Here is a 19,203-nt window from a genome sequence, read left to right as displayed (position 1 = left end):
ATTAAAATATTTCAAGCGCTGTTAGCTCATTTGCACAATCAATTACTTCAGAACTTGGGAACTGGTTTTTAAACCAAGTGTACTGGCGTTTTGCGTAGTGTCTTGTGTTTGTTTGAGCAATCTGTATCGCTTCGTCTAAAGTAATCTCACCTTTCAAATACTTTACAATTTCTGGCACTCCATGTGCTTTCATAGCTGGCAAATGTGGAGCTAAGTTCATACTAAGTAGCTTTTTTACTTCATCAATTGCTCCATTTTCGATCATTTTGATAAAACGAGAATTTATTTTTTGGTATACATCCTCACGTTTAGGCAAAATTGTATATATCTTAAAATTATCGAATAAAGGAGGCTGTCTATTTTCTTGCCATACAAAGATTGTCTTACCAGTTTCAGTGATAACTTCAAGTGCCCTTGAAAGGCGGTGCGAGTCATTCATGAATACTTTACCTTGAATCCTTGGATCTTTGCTTAGCACTAATTTGTAAAACTCCTCTTTACTTAAATTTTTCCTTAATTCGCTTACATTTTTCCTTACTTTCTGACTTATTTGTGGCATTGATGATAAGCCTTTGATTAAACTGCTGATGTAAAGCCCGCTTCCTCCAGTGATGATAGGTATTTGAGCATTTTCTAATGCGTGATTAACTTCTTTTTCTAAATCCTCTAACCATAGACCCACGGAATAATTTTCTTTTGCTGAAACATAACCATATAATTTATAAAATTCTTCTTGCTTTAGTGGTTGAGCAGTAATTATGGGAATTTCTTCATATACCTGCTTTGAATCACAATTTATTATGCTGATATTATTATATTTTTTTATCAGGTTATCACACAATTCTGATTTACCTGAAGCTGTAATTCCTGTAATAATTACTATATTATTTTTCATTTATATTAATTTAATTAACATATGATAGAGTGTAGTAAAAATTTGGGTCCTACAATCTAAAGTTTGGAGATTTTTATGGCAGAAAACAACAACAATAATTCATTTATTAAGCGTTTCACAAACAGGACTCCTGGCGGTACAGGGGAAGGTTTTTCCAGTAAGTATTCGTCTCAAAACACCAAAGAACGGGCATTAGGGGAAAAAGGGGGAATTTCTGAATTAGCAAACAAAAAAACCGAATCCAAGGAAGCTTTTTCTGAAAGTGGCGGCATAAAAAGTAAAAGCAGAACTGTCAATGAAAGATCTTTTGCTGATGCAACAAAAAGAAGTAGGTCAGATCTTATATATTTAGTCCGTGGTAAAGATCATGGAAAATCAGCGTGGCATTATGTATTAGTTGATAAAGAGAAAAGAGAAATGTTTCTAGCAAAAAGCAGAACTGGCTCTATAGATGTTGCAGACTATGGAGAGATTTTGTATTCAGGATGGGGAGAGGATCCACCACAGGCAATAGTTGATAAAGTCAATGAAGAGTTTGGGTTGTAGCAAGTCTGCATAACAAATGGTAAGCTGCGTTGCATTGCGTTCACAAAAACTAGCAGTTACTATATAAGATACAATGCAACAAAACTGATCTAGTTGTTATGAATAAGTTTTTAGCTATATGGTATCTAAAATAATAAATGCAATACAGAACAACTTGTTAGTGTGTTTTCCAACAGAAACAGTGTATGCTCTTGCTTGTAATGCATTAAATAATGAATCTATAGGAAAAATATATCAGATAAAGAAACGCTCTCAAAATAAACCACTGTCTATATTTGTTAGTGATATTTGCAGCTTGATGAGAATAGCAAAGCTAGAGAAAAAGTATATTGGTTTAGTAAATCACTTTTCTCCTGGACCGATTACCTATATTTTACCACTTAAAAACAATAATATATTGCCAAACGAATTCTTTAAAGATAGTATAGGCATCAGAATCCCTGAGCATCCTATTGCAATTTCAATACTAAACAAACTGAAAGTTCCAATAGTTGCAACTAGTATAAATATTTCAGGAGAAAAAAGTGTATGTAAGGCAGACGATATACCACAATCCATTAAGCAACATTTATCTGCAGTGATTGAAGATGATGAATTAGTTTCTGGTATAGAATCTACTATTATTGACTTAACCGAAGATAAGATTAAGGTTTTAAGGGAAGGTGCAATTTTATTACAAACAGTAACCAATGCATTTTCAAACTAAGATTTATAGGAGAAAGAATGAAAAAAGTAATAGGTCACAACCAGGCCAAAAAAAAATTAATGAACAACTTATCTGTTCAGTCTTGGCTGATCTGTGGTAAAAAAGGTATAGGAAAAGCAACACTTGCAAAATCCTTCTCCAATTGGTTACTCATAAAAAGCTATAATGAAGTAGCATTGGACTTACACATTGTTGAAGGTGATACTATCGGAATAGAAAAAGTCAGAGAAATGAAAAACTTTCTACACTTAAGTCCCATTCAATCAGAACACAAAATAGCTATAATAGATAGCTTAGAGGCAATGACTAATAACGCTAAAAACGCAATATTGAAAATATTAGAAGAGCCGCCAAAAAATTCTAAGATATTTATAATTAGCCATAAGCCATATGATATACAAACTACTATCCAGTGTAGGTGCTTTCAGCTAAATTTACTTCCATTAACTTATGACGAAACAAAGCAAGTTGCTTCATCTCAATGTAAATTTGATGATCAAACGTTTGACGAAATGATTACTTTATTTCCTGGAATGCCAGGAATGATAATAAATGCAATAAGTAGTGATGCTTATGAAGCATACAAATGCTTTTATAAATTTCTTCATGATTTAAAGAATCCCAATATGATTAATAAAGTAATTAATAGCGAAATCGAACTAGAACTAGCATCATATATAATTCAGGCCTTCATTTTAGAAAGCATAAAGAGAGAGGTAAATGGTGTTGAAATTTTACTAGGTCAGTGGAAAAAAATAGATGAACTTTTCGTTGTTGCTAAGCAACTTCACTTAGATAAAAAGCATGTTTTAGCTAATGTAGTTAATATCATGACATAAGTTTACAAAGTATAATACTTTTAACATAAATTCATGATAAAATTCTGTTAATTTAATACTCGAAGTATATAATTTGACTGATAATAAATTAACTGTATGGCAATCAATAGAAGTTTTGACGAAAGCCATACTAAACATGCAGAAAGAATTAAGTTCAATCAAGAATATAGCTTTAGACCAGGACGTCACCTTAGAAAAAGGAAAGGAGTTGTTAAGCGGCATTTATGAAGCAAATTTTAAGCTAAACAAGGCAATCAATATAGCTACTTTGCCAAAAATTGGCTATCATATGCTAAATGGTGAGCTTGTTGTACGTAATCATATCACGGAAGAGGAAGTAAAGATTCCTAGAGATTTTCATTACCTTAAAGTCGTTAAATCCGATCATGATGATTATAAATTAACGTTTTGTAATTTTTTAGGTAATGAGTTCTTTGAATATAAAAAGTATGATCCACAATATTCTGGCGTTTCAGATGAATATAAGTTTGTGGATTTTGGTAGTGTAAAAAAGACTCATAATCTAAAATTTAAGGAATACGTTGGTCATGCACCTAAGTTTTTTGCTGCAGAAGGGCCTATTGAGCCTGGATCTCAAAACCATGCAATTGATCTATTTGAGCTAGTCAAAAGTGGTAAAGGTAGCAAAGTGGGAACCCTCGCTGATGAATTTGGTTATTTTGATGATCAAAATAAATTACATTATTATAATTATCACAAAAGTGCTGAAAGTAATATTTACAATCCTGAAAATTTCAGTGTAAAAATGATCAATGTAGATGTGAGCAAAATCGATAAATTCTACCTTATTGCGGAACAAGGTGATATAATCATTCATCCTATTTTGGAAAATTTAGACATATTTTAAAGTTTTTTAGAGTATCTAATCTTATTGTTATTATAATTGGGTTTGGTAGCATTGTGTTATGGAAGATAAATTGCTTGAATCAGTAAAAAACAAAAGTTATTTCAGTAAAGCAGTCGAATGGTACTGCCATAGGTATCTGTTTTGTGTAGCAGAAAGATCTTGGATGGCATTAATAGTATCGCTTCTCCTAGTATGCTTATGTTTATTAATATTAAACATATACCTGTTATTTCCTGTTAAAAAAGATTTAAATTTTGTGAAGTACATGAACCACACAGAAGATGAGTTCTCTGCAATGCATAAGCTTAGTTTCAGTAAAAAGGAAGATGAATACACTTCCACAGCGAGGTACTTAATAAGTAAATACATTGAAATATACGAGTCCATTAAGATCGTTGAACCGAAGTACCAAGAAAATTTTATAAGAAACAATTCTATACATAAAATCTATCAAGGCTTTCAGGAAAAAACGAACAATGAAGCTGTTAGTTCACCTTCATCCAAAAGAAAAACTGCCAACATAAATGTAATAACATTATCTATTGATCGATCGACCAAGGACTTAGTTACATTTGCTGGAAATGCTACTGTAGTTTTTACAACCGAGCAAAATAAGGAGGTGAAAGATCATACTGTGGAGATTAGCTTCACTTTGTCGAGTATAAAAGCAACTCTGGCTGGTATAATACCATTTAAATTTATTGTTAATGGTTATAAATACAGATTTTAAAATATTATTTGGTAGCTAAAAAAAATAACTAAAGTGCATGTAGCAGTAATAACTGGAGGTAAAACTAGAAGAATTGGCGTTTTTTTAATAAAGTAATTCTGAGAAGGTTTTAAGAAAAAGGCATTGTAAATTATCGGTAAAAAGTACAGAGCGTTAAGTATAGTACTAACAATTAACACTAGAGTTACAAACACAGAAAGTATTACATTGCCAGAGTTGAAAACAGCTTGAAAAATGAGAAATTTACCCCAAAAAGTCGGAGCAGGCGGCACCCCTATCATAGACAATGCACCTATAGCAAATGCTGTCATGTTAATTGGCATACTGCGTCCTATACCGTGAATCTTATCTATATATTTCTCACCTGTTTTCGTTATTATTGCTCCGGCAATGAAAAACAAAGTGATTTTTGCAAATGCGTGGCAAACTAATTGAAAAATTGCAACCCTCATGCTGAGCTCACTAAAAATTGAAGCAAATAATATAATATACGACAATTGAGAGATGGTAGAGTAAGCAAGCAATTTCTTTAATTCTTTTTGCTTTAATGCAATCAATGATGCAGTAATAATAGTAAATCCAGCAGCGTACGGAAGCCACCCTCCAGCAAACCAATTTTGCTGCACAAAACGTTGTATGTTATCGACGCCGAAAGTGTATAATATAACTTTTATGATGATGAAAACTCCGGATTTCACAACAGCAACAGCATGTAATAGTGCACTCACAGGAGTTGGTGCAACCATTGCTTTTGGTAACCAAAAATGCATTGGCATTAATGCAGCTTTTCCTATTCCATAAATCAGCATAGCAAAACACACTGCAATGAAAGTGATGAGTGAAGTATCAAATTTGAATATTCCACCACTTACAAAGTCTAAAGTATGAAATTCATTATATAAAAGGCCTATTGCAGGAAAAAATAATACTAAAGAAGAGAAAAATAGCACGCCAAAGTAATAGCGCCCTGCAATCATTGATTCATTTGTTGAGTTGTAAGTAACCAGAGGGTATGTACTAATAGTTAGAAGCTCATAAAAAACAAATGTAGTGAGCAAATCTCCAGAAAAAGCAATAAACATTGCACAGCTAATCGATATTGAAAAAAAGCATAGAAAACTTGAGTGATTGCCATCAGCATAGTTATTCTGCATATAACATATTGCATATATACTGGTTAGTATCCATAAAAACGATATTAATAAACTGAATATTACTCCGGTAGACTCTAGCTTTAAACTAATGTGCAAATTATTACCAAAATCCATGAGAATAAATTGAGAATGATCACCATATACCCAATATAAAGTGCAAAGACACGTATACGTAAACAGAAGTACAGAAGAAATGACAGTAATACTATTGTTCACTCCGGGCCATTTACCAGTAAAAAAGATAACAAAAGCACTTAAAAGCGGAATCAACGCAGTAATTAATAAGTAATTCTCAGTAATTGAAAATGGTAAGGAAAGATACATTAAGATATAGTCCATTAAATTTTCTGTTTAGGTAAAGCTAGAATTATACTCAAATCATAGAAAAACCGCCATGTTTTTTTGGCAAACTAGTTGTTTGTGTATGCTATAGCTATACCGCCGCGGTATCTCTAGATCCCGCTAACACGTAGCGGGATATGAGGTTATCATCATACCGCTGCGAACCGTCATACCGTGATTTATTCACGGTATCTCTTAGCATAGATCCCGCTAACACGTAGCGGTATGACGAACTTGTCGTTACGTCATACCGTGATTCATTCGCGGCATCTCATCCGCTAACACGTAGCGGTATGACAAGCTTATCGTCATGCCACCGCGAACCGTCATACCGCCGCGGCGCTAACTAGTAGCGGAATGACGGTTTTTCAAATTGTCGGTAAACCTAAGTCAGTTTAGCTATATAGATAGCATAAAGTCAACTGCATAAATTGAAACAATATCTGCTAGACGCAAATTATAACAAATGCAGTAGCGTAATCTCCATCTTCACTCAGAGAAAGATGAATCTTGTAGTCCTTTGAGATGAAATCCTTTCTGACAGCAATATATGGTTTTCCTCTTACATCGCTGTATATTTCTATATCTTTCATTATAATGCCCTGGCTAAATCCAGTACCTCGTGCTTTAACAAAAGCTTCTTTTGCTGCAAAGCGTTTGGCAAAATACCTTGCTCGCATTTCTTGACTATTATACTTTCTACTTAGCTCTATTTCTTTTTCAGTGTAGATTCTATTGAGAAATTTTTCCCCGTATTTTTGTAATATTCTCAATACTCTTGGTATATATACTATGTCAGTGCCGATACCGCATATCATTTTGTGCTAAAGCGATTTATTGCTTCCTCAATCTGCATTTCTTTTACCTCTCCAGTTGCTCTATTTTTTACTTCAACTATATTTTCATCTATTGCCTTTTTTCCAACAATTATTTGCCACGGCAAGCCTATCAGATCCATTCTAGAAAATTTTACTCCTATACTTCTTTCCGTATCATCGTAAAGCACTTCATCACTTTTCAAAGCTTTGTATATTTTATCTGCAGCCTCCGTTACTTTCGTTTGTAAATTGATTAAACCAATTCTGAAAGGAGCTACCGCTTCTGGCCAGATAATTCCCTTATCATCATGAAAAGCTTCTATTATTGCACCGACAAGCCTTGAAACCCCAATGCCATACGAACCCATATGCATGTTGACATTTTTTCCATCTTGAGAAGTAACACTTGCCTTCATAGGCTTTGAGTATTTGTCGCCAAAATAAAAAATATGCCCTATTTCAATACCTTTACTAACATTTAACTGCTCTTGCGGCACAAGGCAAGTTTTAGGGTCGTGCATATCATCTGCAACTGCATATATATTCTTCAAACTTTCAACATCTTCACTTTCCAGTAGTTCAGAAAATTTATTGTCATAATATAAAGTGCTCTCACCAGTGTTTGCCAATATATGAAACTCGTGGCTCAAATTTCCTCCAATTGGCCCAGTGTCCGCTCTCACTCCAATTGGAGTAAGTCCCATGCGTTTGAAGATTTTTATGTAAGTTTTGTACATCAAATTATATGAATTCAGTGCACCTTCGTAATCTACATCAAAACTGTATGCATCCTTCATCAGAAATTCCCTACCCCTCATAACACCATAACGTGGTCTTACCTCATCACGGAATTTCCACTGGATATGATACAAACAAAGTGGCAAATCTTTGTAACTTTTTACCACATCTCTAATTAGATCAGTTGCTACCTCCTCATGCGTTGGACCGAAAAGCATATCTTCCTCATGCCTATCCCTTATACGTAGCATTTCCTTACCGTAATCATCGTAACGTCCCGATTCTCGCCAAAGATTTGCTGGTTGCACACAAGGCATTAATGCTTCAATTGCACCAGATTTATCCATTTCATCTCTGATAATATCTTCAATATTCTTAAGCACGCGCAGACCAAGCGGCAACCACGTATAGATGCCAGATGCTATCTGCTTTATTAAACCTGCACGTAAAGAATATTGATGGGAGATAATTTTAGCATGGGTAGGCTTTTCCTTTAGAGTTGGTAGGTAATATTTGGATAAACGCATATAATAGACCTGATTGTATTAAGTAATCTTAATACAATCAGACCTGTAGGTAAACTTATTTTAAAAAAGAAGGGAAGTGTGTGGTACTTCCCTTGATAATTTTATAGCTACCGTGGTCTTGGTACAACATTTTCATCCCGCTAACAAGTAGCGGGATGACGATTGTCAGGGTGTCATCCCAGCGCCCCTATGATGTCATCCCAGTGCCCAGACACCTTAGACGGGAGTGTTAAATAAACTGTGTCAAACCGCATTTTTAGTTCAACTCAATTTTCAATCTGCCAGGAAAGAAAACACCAAGTTGAGAGATAGTTAATGCCCAATCATGTACAGGCATCGTCCACTTTTCCTCTGCCTTCTTTATAGCACAATATACCTGCTTATACAAGGCATTTATGCTGGTAAATGAGCCTTTGGTCTTAGTGAATTTCCTAATTTGCCTATGTAGCCCCTCTATGGGATTGGTGGTGTAGATTATCCTCCTAACTGGACCAGAATACTTAAAATAACCAGACAAGTTTTCCCAATTATTCTGCCAAGATTTTATAACCATAGGGTACTTTGTGCCCCATTTTTCATCCAATTCCAACAGATAATTCTCGGCAATTTCCTTGCTTGAAGCTTGATATACCTTCTTTAAATCGCTCAAAAAACTCTTCGCATCTTTACTGGCCACATACTTCAGTGAGTTGCGTATCTGATGCACTATACACATCTGCACTTCCGCATTAGGAAAGACACTGTTTATAGCTGCAGGAAAGCTTTTCAGCCCATCAACGCAGGCAATAAGGATATCTTCTACTCCTCTTTCTTTGAGGTCATTTAGCACTCCCAACCAGAAGTTAGCTCCTTCACTTTCAGCCAAATAAAAACCTAATACTTCTTTTTTGCCATTTTGATCTATGCCTAATATGTTATACATGCATTTACTTACGCAATGCCCGTCCTCTTTGACTTTAAAAAACCATGAAAACTATCGGATATACAGACTGCAGCGGGCGACTACGCCATTCGTTGATTACTGGTAGCAATTTGTCAGTAATACTTGATATCTCTGCCACCGATATTTTGTGATCATAAATTTCCTCAACATGTGACACTATATCTCTATAGCCCATACCACTGGCAAATGTGCTCAAAATCTTCGTTTCAAGCTCTGGATGTAAGTTTGTTTGCCTTTTTTTGACTATTTGTGGTTCGAAACTTCCTTCCCTATCTCTTGGCGTCAAAAGCTCAAATGACCCTGCGCTTGTACGTAAAGTCTTTGCATTCCTCCCATTTCTTCGATTATTCTCTTCGCTTTCAGCCGACAAGTGGTTTTCTATTTCACCTTCCAGGCTTACCTCCAGCAACTTTTTTATAAACGGTGTTAATGCTCCATCTCTTCCTGTCAACGGTCTTCCTTCTCGTATAGACGACAGGATATTTGTTTCTAATTCTTTATAATCTACCAAACCGGTAGTTCTGTTTACTACTTTCTGACTCATTGTCAAACCTCCATTTTTTTATATCAATTTATTACTTTTTTTTCGGTTTGACACAGTTTATTTAACACTCCCAATGGGACTACTGAGTTTGTTAAGGTAATTGTTCACAGGTTTAGTTGATGGCTGCTTGCTTTTTCTTCAAACACATCCCAAAGGTCTTTTTCTAGCGATATATTATATAATTTATTGATATAAACCACTCCCGTGGGTGAAGTTGTGTTAATTTCGAGCAGGAAGTCATCTATAATATCAATACCAACAAATATTAGCCCCCTTTTCTTTAATTCAGGACCAATTTTGTTACATATTTCATTGTCTCTATCGTTCATTTGAGCGGGCTCAAAACTTGCTCCAAGTCGCATGTTTGTTCTGATCTCTCCACTGATTTTTGGAACTCGTTTCATTACTCCAATTGGTTGACCATAAAGTAGCAATATTCTTTTATCTTTATCTATGTTTTTACAAAATGATTGCGCAATTACAGGACATTCATATTTTGCTATCATGAGATCCACTACCACTTGAATGCTGTTTTCATCTCGTATTCTTATTACATCGTTTCCTCCATAACTATACAACGGCTTCAGAATAATATCTTGATAGTTGTGGTAGAAATCTCTAATCATCGATATATTTTCAGTGATCAAAGTCGGCGGAATTAGCTCTGGAAATAATGAAGTTATCAATTTTTCAGGACAATTTCTTATTTCTGTTGGATTGTTAATTACCAATGCGCTGGTTTTTTCTAAGATATAGGTTGTTGTAATGTAGCGCATATCAAAGGGTGGATCCTGTCTGATAAATATGATGTCCATTTCATTCAAGTTGATTGCTACATCCTCTTTAGAGATAAAACTAAAATCATCAACGCTGACTTTCTGAGCAAGAGCAATTGGATGGTTTAGCTTTAGTGCTAAATTGTTAGGAGCATAGACAAAAACTTCGTGCTTCCTCCTTTGTGCTTCCTTTATTAGCACGAATGTAGTGTCAGTTTCAAAATTTATATTTTCATCCATCTGAAAGGCAACTTTCATTTATGTTCTCTACCTATTGTCACAACTGTACAAATGTTATAATTTGAAGGCGATTTTTGCCTAATGGCGTAATTTACTGTACTTATATCGTACATAACTTACAACTTGTTTTACTCCCTTTACTTTTCTTGCAATTGATATTACAGCTTTTAATTCCGCTTTATTTTGGGCTATACCCATCAAATAAACAACTCTATCAACCGTATTAACGCTATAATTAATTGATTTAATATTTCTTTTCCCCAGAAGTCTTGTTCTTATTTCCGCTGTTATCATGCCATCTACAGTAGTGTCTAGCATGGAAGCCATTTGAATTGGTATTACTCTTATTTCATTTATCACTTCTTTAATTTCTTTTTGCTGCCAAGCTATTTTTTCTGCTGTAAGTTGTTTTTCAGGAGTGTCAACACTTCCAATGAGCAATACTCTTCCTTCACTTACTTTAACTTTTATGGATGAAAATAGCCCATGTTTTAAGAGCCCCTTATTAATTCTGATGACCATAGTCGTATCATCAATGATATTTCCCAAGGATTTGTCCTGCATTGTTATTGCTGTCGCTGTAGCCACCACACCACCTATTATAAGGGTTGTGCAACCACTTTGTGTAATCAAAAAAATTGCAAGTAAGAAGCTTGTTATTAATCTCATTATTGATTTTCAGGATTTAGAGCTTTCATTAAGAAATGTTAATAAGCTTTTTTGATTGTGTAAATACTATAAATTAAGTAAGACTTTAAACCTTGAATATTTTTAATGGAATACCTATAATAGGGTACTGAAAATTTCTTGCGGATATGGCGGAATTGGTAGACGTGCCAGGTTTAGGTCCTGGTGAGCTTGCTTGTGGGGGTTCAAGTCCCTCTATCCGCACTTTAAAGTCATGTAACTTAGGTTTTAAGGGAAAATTTATAATCACTGAATACACTTTTGTTTGTATAAAAACCTGTTCTTAAGGATTGTGTTTAACTTAAATTCTGGTAAAATGACTCTATTAAGATATGAATTAAAATGTTAATAAATGAATTATGATGTCTAATAATATACCTCAAAATACAGTCGAAGTAAGTAGCGTATATACCTACAAAGAGCTTAGTATAGATAAACTAAAGTATGAGTATGAAATCACAGTTGGTAGTGATTATATAAAACAAAAGGTAAATTCCAGGTTGCAAGAGATAGCAGAAAATGCAAAATCACCTGGGTTTAGGGCTGGAAAGATGCCCTATGACCTTGTTGTTGCAAATTATAAAAACGAAGCTTTGGAATATGTGATAAATAATACAATTGATTATTGCTCAAGTGATTTGATGAAAAAAATTGAAGTCAAGTCTCACATTTATCCTAAGGTTGATGTTATATCATTACCAGATCTGGGCAAAGAAAATGAGGAGGGCAATTTTGTATACAAGCTATCTTTTGAGTCGATGCCTGAAGTACCGATGATAGATCTTGACAAAATAAACTTAAAGAAAATTGAAGCAAAGATTGAAGAGGAAGATATAAAAGAATTTATTGATTCTATTAAAACAAAGTTCCCCAATTTCGCCTCTGTTGATGATGCTTCTTATCAAGCGAAAGATGGGGATAAATTGATAATTGATTTTGAAGGGCGGATTAGGAATAAGCTCTTTCAGGGTGGAAGTAGCAAAAATTTTGCCGTTAATTTAGGGTCTGGCACATTTATTAATGGTTTTGAAGATCAATTAACTGGTATGAAAAAGGGAGAAACAAAGGACTTTAAGTTGCAATTTCCTGAAAATTACCAAGCCATTTCACTTGCAGGACAGGAAGCTGATTTTTCTGTGCGAGTTAATGAGATTCAAATTGCCAAAGATTTTGAAAATGATGATGAAATAGCTAGGAGTATTGGTTTTAAAGATTATTCTTTGCTAATAAGTCATGCAAAAAAAATGATTGGTGATCAGTGCACCGAAATGAGAAATCTCTTAATTAAAAAGGAGCTATTTGATTATTTGGATGCTAATTATAGTTTTGATTTACCCACAGACATAGTAAAACAGGAGCAACAAAGAATGGAAGGAGAACTGGGTGCTCAAAATGATTCTTGTAAAGAAGCTGAAAAACGTGTAAAGCTTGCTATGTTATTTATGAAATTTAGTGCAGAAAATAAAATATCATTAACTCAAAATGATGTTTTGAATGTTATTGTAAATCAATATGTCAGTAAGGATGTACCGTTTGACAGAGTACTTAAGCATTTTGAATCAAATAAACAATTTCAAGAATTAGTTAGAGGGCAAGCGCTTGAGTATAAAGTGACAGATTATATAATAGAAAAAGTTAGTAAAGAAGAGCAGATTATTTCTGTGAAAGAATTAAAGGAATTGTTTGGTAATATTTAATAGGAAAAGGTATGACTCTTATACCAATTGTAGTTGAACAAACTAGTCGCGGTGAGCGCGCTTATGACATATATTCAAGACTAGTGAAAGAAAGAATAATTTTCGTAACAGGTCCTATTGAGGACAACATGGCCAGTGTAATAGTAGCACAGCTTTTATTTTTAGAATCGGAAAATCCCGATAAAGACATTTGTATGTACATCAACTCACCAGGTGGTATTGTAACTGCTGGTTTGTCGATCTACGATACAATGCAGTATATAAACCCAGACGTTTCAACTTTATGTATAGGTCAAGCTGCGTCTATGGGTTCCTTATTGCTTGCATCTGGTACAAAAGGTAAGCGCTACTCTCTACCTCATTCAAGAATTATGATACATCAGCCATCTGGTGGTTATCATGGTCAAGCAACTGATATAGAAATACATGCTAATGAAATTTTGCGAGTTAAGAAAAAACTAAATCAAATTTATGAAAAACATACTGGAAATTCACTGAAGAAAATTGAAGGAATGATGGAAAGAGATAAATTCATGGATCCTGAAGAAGCAAGGAAAATTGGCTTAATTGACAGGGTGATAGCTGAGCGTACAGATATTGAAATTGAAAATATTAAAGTTAAACAAAAGGTGGGTTAATGGATAACAATAATGATTTACACTACTGTTCTTTTTGCAACAAGGCGCAAGATGAAGTAGATAAATTGATTACTAACTCCTCGGATGGTTTAAAGGTGTTTATTTGTAATGAGTGCATAGAATTATCCCATAAAGCAATAAGTCAAAAGAAAGATAGATCTTTTAATTCAGATCGTATATCTGATATGAAGCTATTACTAAAGAAACCTGAGGATATAAAAAATTTTCTCAGCAAGCATGTTGTAGGTCAAGAACACGCGCAACACGTTTTATCTGTAGCTATGTATAACCATTGTCAATCCATGGTACAATTTCATGCTATAAGTGATATTGAAATCGAGAAGTCAAATATAATGCTTATTGGTCCCACTGGTTCTGGTAAGACTTTGCTAGCCAAAACACTTGCTAAAGTTTCAGATGTGCCATTTGCCATGGCTGATGCGACAACTTTAACTGAGGCAGGTTATGTGGGTGATGATGTAGAAAGCGTGTTGTCGCGTTTATTACAAGCTGCAAATTATGACGTTGCAAAAGCACAGCGTGGTATAGTGTTTATAGATGAAATAGACAAGATTACAAGAAAATCTGAAAGCACTTCAATAACCCGTGACGTTTCAGGTGAAGGGGTCCAGCAAGCTCTGCTTAAGATTATGGAGGGTACAGTTGCTTATGTTCCGCCACAAGGAGGGCGAAAACACCCACAACAAGAGTTTATACAAGTGGATACTAGTAACATACTATTTATTTGTGGAGGAGCTTTTGAAGGCCTCGATAAGATTATTGAAGCGAGAAAAAAGGGAACGTCAGTTGGCTTTGGAGCAGATATAAGTCAGTCTAAAGAGCAAAAGAAAAAGAATGCTTTACATGATGTTCAACCTGAAGATTTAATCAAATTCGGTTTAATACCCGAATTTGTAGGGCGGGTTCCAATAACTGCTGTTTTAGATGAGTTGGATCATGAAGATTTAATACATGTGTTGACAGAGCCAAGGAATGCACTAATAAAACAGTACAAAGCATTGCTTGCGTTTAGCAAAGTAAACCTTGAGTTTTCAGATGAAGCAATATCAGCTATTGCTAAAAAGGCTATAAGCTATAAAACAGGTGCAAGAATGTTACGTGCTATCTTGGAGTCACTTTTGCTTGACGTTATGTATACAGCTGGAAACGGAGATTTTGAAGGTAGCACTATAGTAATCACTAAGAAAATGGTAGAATTAGGAAAAGCAACGGTTAATCATAATAATAATGGCAATGTTATAACGGTTAATGATTAATTTGAGGCATATATTATGAACATTGAACGTGCTGTGAGCTCTAGTTTTACTGCATTGCCAGTATTACCTTTAAGAGATGTAGTAATTTTTCCAAATATAATGGTGCCTTTATTCATAGGCAGAGAAAAATCTGTTAATGCACTAGAATATGCAACAAGTAGTAGTAGTTACCAAAATGAGATTTTTCTTGTAGCACAGAAATGTGGCTCTGTTGATAATCCAGAGCCTGAAGATCTTTATGAAGTAGGTGTGTTAGCAAACATTATACAACCATTAATAAAATTGCCTGACAATGCAGTAAAAGTTATAATCCGGGGGATAAGAAGGGGAAGAGTTGTAGAATATATTAGCTCTCATACTTTATTACAAGCCAGGGTAGAGTTAGACAATCATTATAAAGAAGATGAAGACAATATTGATTTAGAAGCTTTAAGGCGATCTGTTATAGACGCGTTCGATAGCTGGTGTAAGCTAAACAAGAAAAATCAGCCTGAAGTTGCCATTAACCCCATTGATCAAATCAAAGAAGTTGATCAACTTGTAGACACGGTAGCTTCACATTTAAATATAAAAGTATCGGATAAACAAAGCATACTTGAGGCTTATGACCCAAAAGAGCGTTTAAAAAAAGCTTTTGCTTTTATTGAGGGAGAAATAAGTATTTTGAACGCACAAAACCGTTTATATAAGACAATTAAATCGCAAGTTGAAAGCGCTCAGAAAGTTTACTACCTTAACGAGCAATTGAAAGCTATACAGAAAGAATTAGACGAATTTGAGAATGGTGATGAAGGGAATATACTCAATGAATTTGAAAAAAAGATAAATGAAACAAAGCTTTCTCAGGAAGCAAGAGAGAAAGCTATAACTGATTTGAAGAGATACAAGAAAATGAATCCCATTTCTCCTGAAGCTACAGTTATATCTAGTTACTTGCATTGGTTACTTGATTTGCCGTGGGGAAAGTACAAAGATGCAAAAATTAACTTAAATGCAGCTAAGAAAATCTTAGATGAAAATCATTATGGCATAGAGAAAGTAAAAGATAGGATAATAGAATTTTTAGCAGTATTAAAAAGAGTAAAAGAGATAAAAGGTCCTATACTTTGCTTGGTTGGACCGCCAGGTGTTGGTAAAACTTCTTTAGCTAAGTCTATGGCAGGAGCAGTAGGAAGAGATTTTGTTCGCATAGCTCTTGGTGGTGTGCGTGATGAGTCCGAGATACGAGGGCATAGGAAAACTTATATTGGCTCAATGCCTGGTAAAATTATTCAACATATGAAAAAAGCTAATTCATGCAACCCGCTTTTTCTGCTTGATGAAATAGATAAGATGGGTTCTGATTCGCGTGGCGATCCTGCATCTGCATTACTTGAGGTTTTAGATACTGAGCACAATAAACACTTTACGGATCATTACTTGGAAGTTGAGTTTGATCTTTCAAGTGTAATGTTTGTAGCTACGGCAAACAGCTTAAATTTGCCACATCCTTTGCGTGATAGGATGGAAATTATACAATTGTCCGGGTATACTGAAGATGAAAAAATCAGTATTGCTACACACCACCTTATTCCGAAGTTAAAGAAGGAGCATGGTTTGTATCAGAAGGAATGGGACATAACTAATGAGGCGTTATACAAGTTGATACGTTTATATACACGTGAAAGTGGTGTGCGGAGTATGGAAAGGGAGCTTGCAAAGCTCATGAGAAAGGCAGTTAAAGAAATATTGACTGATAAAAATAAGAAAATATCCGTAGGGGTTGACAATTTACAAGATTATTTAGGGGTACGTAAATATACCTTTGGTATTGCAGAAAATGAGAGTTTAGTGGGAGTAGTAACTGGGCTTGCCTATACTGAAACAGGTGGTGATATTTTGATGATAGAATCAGTCCTAATTCCGGGCAAGGGAGAAATAAAATACACAGGAAAGCTTGGAGAGGTTATGCAAGAATCTATAAAAGCTGCGTATAGTTATATTCGATCAAATTGTTTGTTTTTTGGTATAAAGCCCGAAAAATTCCAAAATAATGATATACATTTACATGTACCTGAGGGTGCGGTACCAAAAGATGGCCCTTCTGCTGGCGGCGCGGTATGTACGTCTATTGTTTCTCTTATGACGAATATACCAGTTAACAAAAATGTTGCTATGACAGGCGAAGTGACATTGCGTGGTAGAGTTTTAGCTATTGGGGGCTTAAGAGAAAAATTGCTTGCAGCGCTCAGAGGATCAATCAAAACTGTGATTATACCAAGTGAAAATGAGAAAGATATGCAAGAGATTCCGGCAAGCATCAAAGAGGGGATCAACGTAGTTTTTGCTAAGAATATTGATAAAGTTATGAAAGTTGCTTTAATGCACCCTACTACTCCAATTGATAGTGATAATCAAAATAGTGTGCCTTCCTCTATAGAAAATAAAGATGATACTTTTCCTATGTCGGAAACATTGAAGCATTAGATTAAGAAGATATTATACAATCTCCATTTCTCTTTTGTCCGGCAAAAACCCACCAACTTGCGCATTCCATAAGGATATGACCTGCTTTGCTGTGATATTATTCATAAATGCCAATTAATTTGAAAAATTTATAGCGCTTTATATTATAATACTTTATCAATCAAAAATAAAAAGAGAAAATGACCGTGCTCAACATACAAAATAACGCTACACTTTGCAAACAGTGGATATTCTTAGCAGTATGTGCTCTTGCTTGCTCTGGGTTACTGTCAATAATTGTTATTTTTTTACGATTGCCTTTTATCTCCTCTCTCGTTCCTTCTGCACAATATATCTTTGATAATGCGCTGGTGATACACGTGAATTTGTCAATTTTGGTGTGGATGTGCTCTATAATATCTCTGCTCTTTATCATAAACCTACAAAATACCAATAGTTGGTTTAACTTTTCATGGGTTCTATCAACCCTTTCGATGCTGCTGATGTTTGTATCTGCATTCGTTCCAAACACTGAAGTTATCAAAAGTAACTATATTCCCGTGTTACAAAACAAATTATTCTTATTTGGTCTTGGTTTGTTTACCACCAGTATATTAGTAAATGCAATGCTAGCATACACATCAAAAAAAGAGGTTTCATTTCTCTCTGTGGGGCAAGTTGGGCTGGTTATTACACTTGTTTCGTCATTTCTTTGCTTTGTTTTAGCATATCAAAATATGCCTCCAGGTCTATATCACTCAGATAAGAATTTGTTTTACGAATATCTCTTTTGGGGAGGCGGACATTTATTGCAGTTTGCTTTTACTCAAGGAATGTTTTTAGTCTATTTAATAATGTTAAGCGATGCTAGTTTAGCTTCAAGCAATAAAATTACTATTTTACCACTATTTATAAACACAATTTTGGCTATGGGTGCATCGTTTATATATTTTGTTTATCCAATTGATAGCGCCAAGTTAATACAGTTTTTTACTTGGCATATGAGAATTGCTGGAGCAGTTTTGCCGTGCTTTTTGATAATATTAGTGTGCTGCAACATCAGGACTTTTACTAATGATAAAAGCAACTATTTATTACATTCATTTTTATTGTTCATTTATGGAGATGTGCTTGGAGTGCTGACTATTGAAGGAAATGTCACCATTCCCGCTCATTATCATGGTTCTGTAGTTGGGATCACTATAGCTTTTATGAATTTCATTTATTGGCTGTTACCTAAATTAAACTTTAAAGAGGTAAAAAGTTCCATGGTAAGATTACAGATTTATGCTTACAGTGTGGGGCATTTTCTCCATATTACTGGACTTGTATGGCTTGGTGGATATGGTGCCTTAAGAAAAGTTGCAGATCTGCCAAGTATTTCATCAATGTTGGCACGTGCTTGTTTTATTGCGGGTGGAGCTATATCAGTTATTGGTGGAATGTTGTTCGTAATAATTGTGCTTTTACATCTGTTAAAACGCAAAGCGCGTACCAACTAACCCATAGAAACGAAAAAACTTACTTGACAAACTCCGCCAGCCCCCTTATTATGACAATAAGGGTATTTATGACTCAAAACTTGTTTTTGACCTGCAGGCTCAATGACAAAATTCAGTAAAAAACTCAGGTATTTATTGGCGGATTACATAAAATTATAGCGGCTGCATGTCTTTTAAATTTTTTCTACATTCAGCCAAATCGCGCTTATTTTAAGCGTTAGCACATTATTACAGCGCCACTTACAGTAATATAGAGTCAAAACTCGCACCACGGGGCTTCTTTTGCCTTTT

The 19,203-nt window shown here is 34.7% G+C and carries 16 protein-coding genes, 1 tRNA gene and 1 pseudogene; 11 read left to right on the top strand and 7 right to left on the bottom strand.

Annotation, left to right across the window (positions count from 1 at the left end):
• Position 1 precedes the first annotated feature (1 nt).
• A complete protein-coding gene (gene miaA / locus ACFZP3_RS05230; RefSeq protein WP_253309493.1) occupies positions 2–895 on the bottom strand; it encodes a tRNA (adenosine(37)-N6)-dimethylallyltransferase MiaA in 894 nt (297 codons plus the stop codon).
• Between the two features lie 75 nt (positions 896–970).
• On the opposite strand from miaA, the gene ACFZP3_RS05225 reads away from it, so the two are divergent.
• The 5 genes from ACFZP3_RS05225 (at position 971) to ACFZP3_RS05205 (ending at position 4,584) form a co-directional block, all read left to right on the top strand.
• Positions 971–1,441 carry a hypothetical protein gene (locus ACFZP3_RS05225; RefSeq protein ID WP_386086987.1) on the top strand — a complete coding sequence of 157 codons (471 nt, stop codon included), beginning with the start codon at positions 971–973 and terminating at the stop codon, positions 1,439–1,441.
• A 118-nt stretch (positions 1,442–1,559) separates the two neighbouring features.
• The gene (locus ACFZP3_RS05220; protein WP_253309491.1) at positions 1,560–2,147 is read left to right on the top strand and encodes an L-threonylcarbamoyladenylate synthase; all 588 of its coding nucleotides are present in this window, start codon (positions 1,560–1,562) and stop codon (positions 2,145–2,147) included.
• Between the two features lie 17 nt (positions 2,148–2,164).
• On the top strand, positions 2,165–2,986 hold the full coding sequence (locus ACFZP3_RS05215) for a DNA polymerase III subunit delta' (RefSeq protein ID WP_253309490.1): 822 nt from the start codon (positions 2,165–2,167) through the stop codon (positions 2,984–2,986).
• Between the two features lie 73 nt (positions 2,987–3,059).
• Positions 3,060–3,854, top strand: coding sequence for a hypothetical protein (locus ACFZP3_RS05210; protein WP_253309489.1), 795 nt, complete (start codon positions 3,060–3,062; stop codon positions 3,852–3,854).
• A gap of 58 nt (positions 3,855–3,912) precedes the next feature.
• Positions 3,913–4,584 carry a VirB8/TrbF family protein gene (locus ACFZP3_RS05205; RefSeq protein ID WP_253309488.1) on the top strand — a complete coding sequence of 224 codons (672 nt, stop codon included), beginning with the start codon at positions 3,913–3,915 and terminating at the stop codon, positions 4,582–4,584.
• Here the strand turns inward: ACFZP3_RS05205 and ACFZP3_RS05200 are convergent.
• The 6 genes and pseudogenes from ACFZP3_RS05200 to ACFZP3_RS05175 form a co-directional block, all read right to left on the bottom strand.
• Entirely contained in the window at positions 4,581–6,077 is a 1,497-nt protein-coding gene (locus tag ACFZP3_RS05200) for a proton-conducting transporter membrane subunit (protein ID WP_386086986.1), read from the bottom strand. The genes ACFZP3_RS05205 and ACFZP3_RS05200 overlap by 4 nt on opposite strands.
• Before the next feature lie 449 nt (positions 6,078–6,526).
• Entirely contained in the window at positions 6,527–6,898 is a 372-nt protein-coding gene (locus ACFZP3_RS05195; protein WP_386086985.1) for a holo-[acyl-carrier-protein] synthase, read from the bottom strand.
• Positions 6,895–8,163: a proline--tRNA ligase gene (gene proS, locus ACFZP3_RS05190; protein WP_264688213.1), complete on the bottom strand. Its 1,269-nt coding sequence runs from the start codon at positions 8,161–8,163 to the stop codon at positions 6,895–6,897. The genes ACFZP3_RS05195 and proS overlap by 4 nt, the downstream gene beginning before the upstream one ends.
• Before the next feature lie 256 nt (positions 8,164–8,419).
• Positions 8,420–9,650: pseudogene (locus tag ACFZP3_RS05185) on the bottom strand (IS256-like element ISWpi15 family transposase).
• Positions 9,651–9,754: 104 nt separating this feature from the next.
• Complete coding sequence (gene gshB / locus ACFZP3_RS05180; protein ID WP_264688409.1) at positions 9,755–10,684, bottom strand: glutathione synthase; 930 nt, start codon at positions 10,682–10,684, stop codon at positions 9,755–9,757.
• A gap of 60 nt (positions 10,685–10,744) precedes the next feature.
• Positions 10,745–11,335: a BON domain-containing protein gene (locus tag ACFZP3_RS05175; RefSeq protein WP_264731345.1), complete on the bottom strand. Its 591-nt coding sequence runs from the start codon at positions 11,333–11,335 to the stop codon at positions 10,745–10,747.
• 140 nt (positions 11,336–11,475) lie between these two features.
• Between ACFZP3_RS05175 and ACFZP3_RS05170 the strand changes: the two genes are divergently transcribed.
• The 6 genes from ACFZP3_RS05170 (at position 11,476) to ACFZP3_RS05145 (ending at position 18,912) form a co-directional block, all read left to right on the top strand.
• A tRNA-Leu gene (locus ACFZP3_RS05170) sits at positions 11,476–11,557 on the top strand.
• A gap of 158 nt (positions 11,558–11,715) precedes the next feature.
• On the top strand, positions 11,716–13,050 hold the full coding sequence (gene tig, locus ACFZP3_RS05165) for a trigger factor (protein WP_264688507.1): 1,335 nt from the start codon (positions 11,716–11,718) through the stop codon (positions 13,048–13,050).
• A gap of 11 nt (positions 13,051–13,061) precedes the next feature.
• A complete protein-coding gene (gene clpP, locus ACFZP3_RS05160; protein ID WP_253309482.1) occupies positions 13,062–13,688 on the top strand; it encodes an ATP-dependent Clp endopeptidase proteolytic subunit ClpP in 627 nt (208 codons plus the stop codon).
• Positions 13,688–14,965 (top strand): ATP-dependent Clp protease ATP-binding subunit ClpX, encoded by a 1,278-nt coding sequence (gene clpX / locus ACFZP3_RS05155; protein WP_253309481.1) that lies wholly within the window; start codon positions 13,688–13,690, stop codon positions 14,963–14,965. The genes clpP and clpX overlap by 1 nt, the downstream gene beginning before the upstream one ends.
• Positions 14,966–14,980: 15 nt before the next feature.
• Positions 14,981–17,431, top strand: coding sequence for an endopeptidase La (lon, locus tag ACFZP3_RS05150; protein WP_386086984.1), 2,451 nt, complete (start codon positions 14,981–14,983; stop codon positions 17,429–17,431).
• Between the two features lie 185 nt (positions 17,432–17,616).
• Positions 17,617–18,912 (top strand): cbb3-type cytochrome c oxidase subunit I, encoded by a 1,296-nt coding sequence (locus ACFZP3_RS05145; RefSeq protein WP_309166004.1) that lies wholly within the window; start codon positions 17,617–17,619, stop codon positions 18,910–18,912.
• The last annotated feature ends 291 nt before the right edge of the window (positions 18,913–19,203 follow it).

It is taken from the genome of Wolbachia endosymbiont (group A) of Norellia spinipes (genome assembly GCF_964273535.1).
Note: the sequence above shows the minus strand (reverse complement) of the source record. Positions and strands in the feature narration are given on the sequence as shown.

Bases quoted from the DNA above. Each gene is read 5' to 3' on its own strand.
- miaA (WP_253309493.1), bottom strand. From the start codon at position 895: ATGAAAAATAATATAGTAATTATTACAGGAATTACAGCTTCAGGTAAA.
- ACFZP3_RS05225 (WP_386086987.1), top strand. From the start codon at position 971: ATGGCAGAAAACAACAACAATAATTCATTTATTAAGCGTTTCACAAAC.
- ACFZP3_RS05220 (WP_253309491.1), top strand. From the start codon at position 1,560: ATGGTATCTAAAATAATAAATGCAATACAGAACAACTTGTTAGTGTGT.
- ACFZP3_RS05215 (WP_253309490.1), top strand. From the start codon at position 2,165: ATGAAAAAAGTAATAGGTCACAACCAGGCCAAAAAAAAATTAATGAAC.
- ACFZP3_RS05205 (WP_253309488.1), top strand. From the start codon at position 3,913: ATGGAAGATAAATTGCTTGAATCAGTAAAAAACAAAAGTTATTTCAGT.
- ACFZP3_RS05200 (WP_386086986.1), bottom strand. From the start codon at position 6,077: ATGGACTATATCTTAATGTATCTTTCCTTACCATTTTCAATTACTGAG.
- ACFZP3_RS05195 (WP_386086985.1), bottom strand. From the start codon at position 6,898: ATGATATGCGGTATCGGCACTGACATAGTATATATACCAAGAGTATTG.
- proS (WP_264688213.1), bottom strand. From the start codon at position 8,163: ATGCGTTTATCCAAATATTACCTACCAACTCTAAAGGAAAAGCCTACC.
- gshB (WP_264688409.1), bottom strand. From the start codon at position 10,684: ATGAAAGTTGCCTTTCAGATGGATGAAAATATAAATTTTGAAACTGAC.
- ACFZP3_RS05175 (WP_264731345.1), bottom strand. From the start codon at position 11,335: ATGAGATTAATAACAAGCTTCTTACTTGCAATTTTTTTGATTACACAA.
- tig (WP_264688507.1), top strand. From the start codon at position 11,716: ATGTCTAATAATATACCTCAAAATACAGTCGAAGTAAGTAGCGTATAT.
- clpP (WP_253309482.1), top strand. From the start codon at position 13,062: ATGACTCTTATACCAATTGTAGTTGAACAAACTAGTCGCGGTGAGCGC.
- clpX (WP_253309481.1), top strand. From the start codon at position 13,688: ATGGATAACAATAATGATTTACACTACTGTTCTTTTTGCAACAAGGCG.
- lon (WP_386086984.1), top strand. From the start codon at position 14,981: ATGAACATTGAACGTGCTGTGAGCTCTAGTTTTACTGCATTGCCAGTA.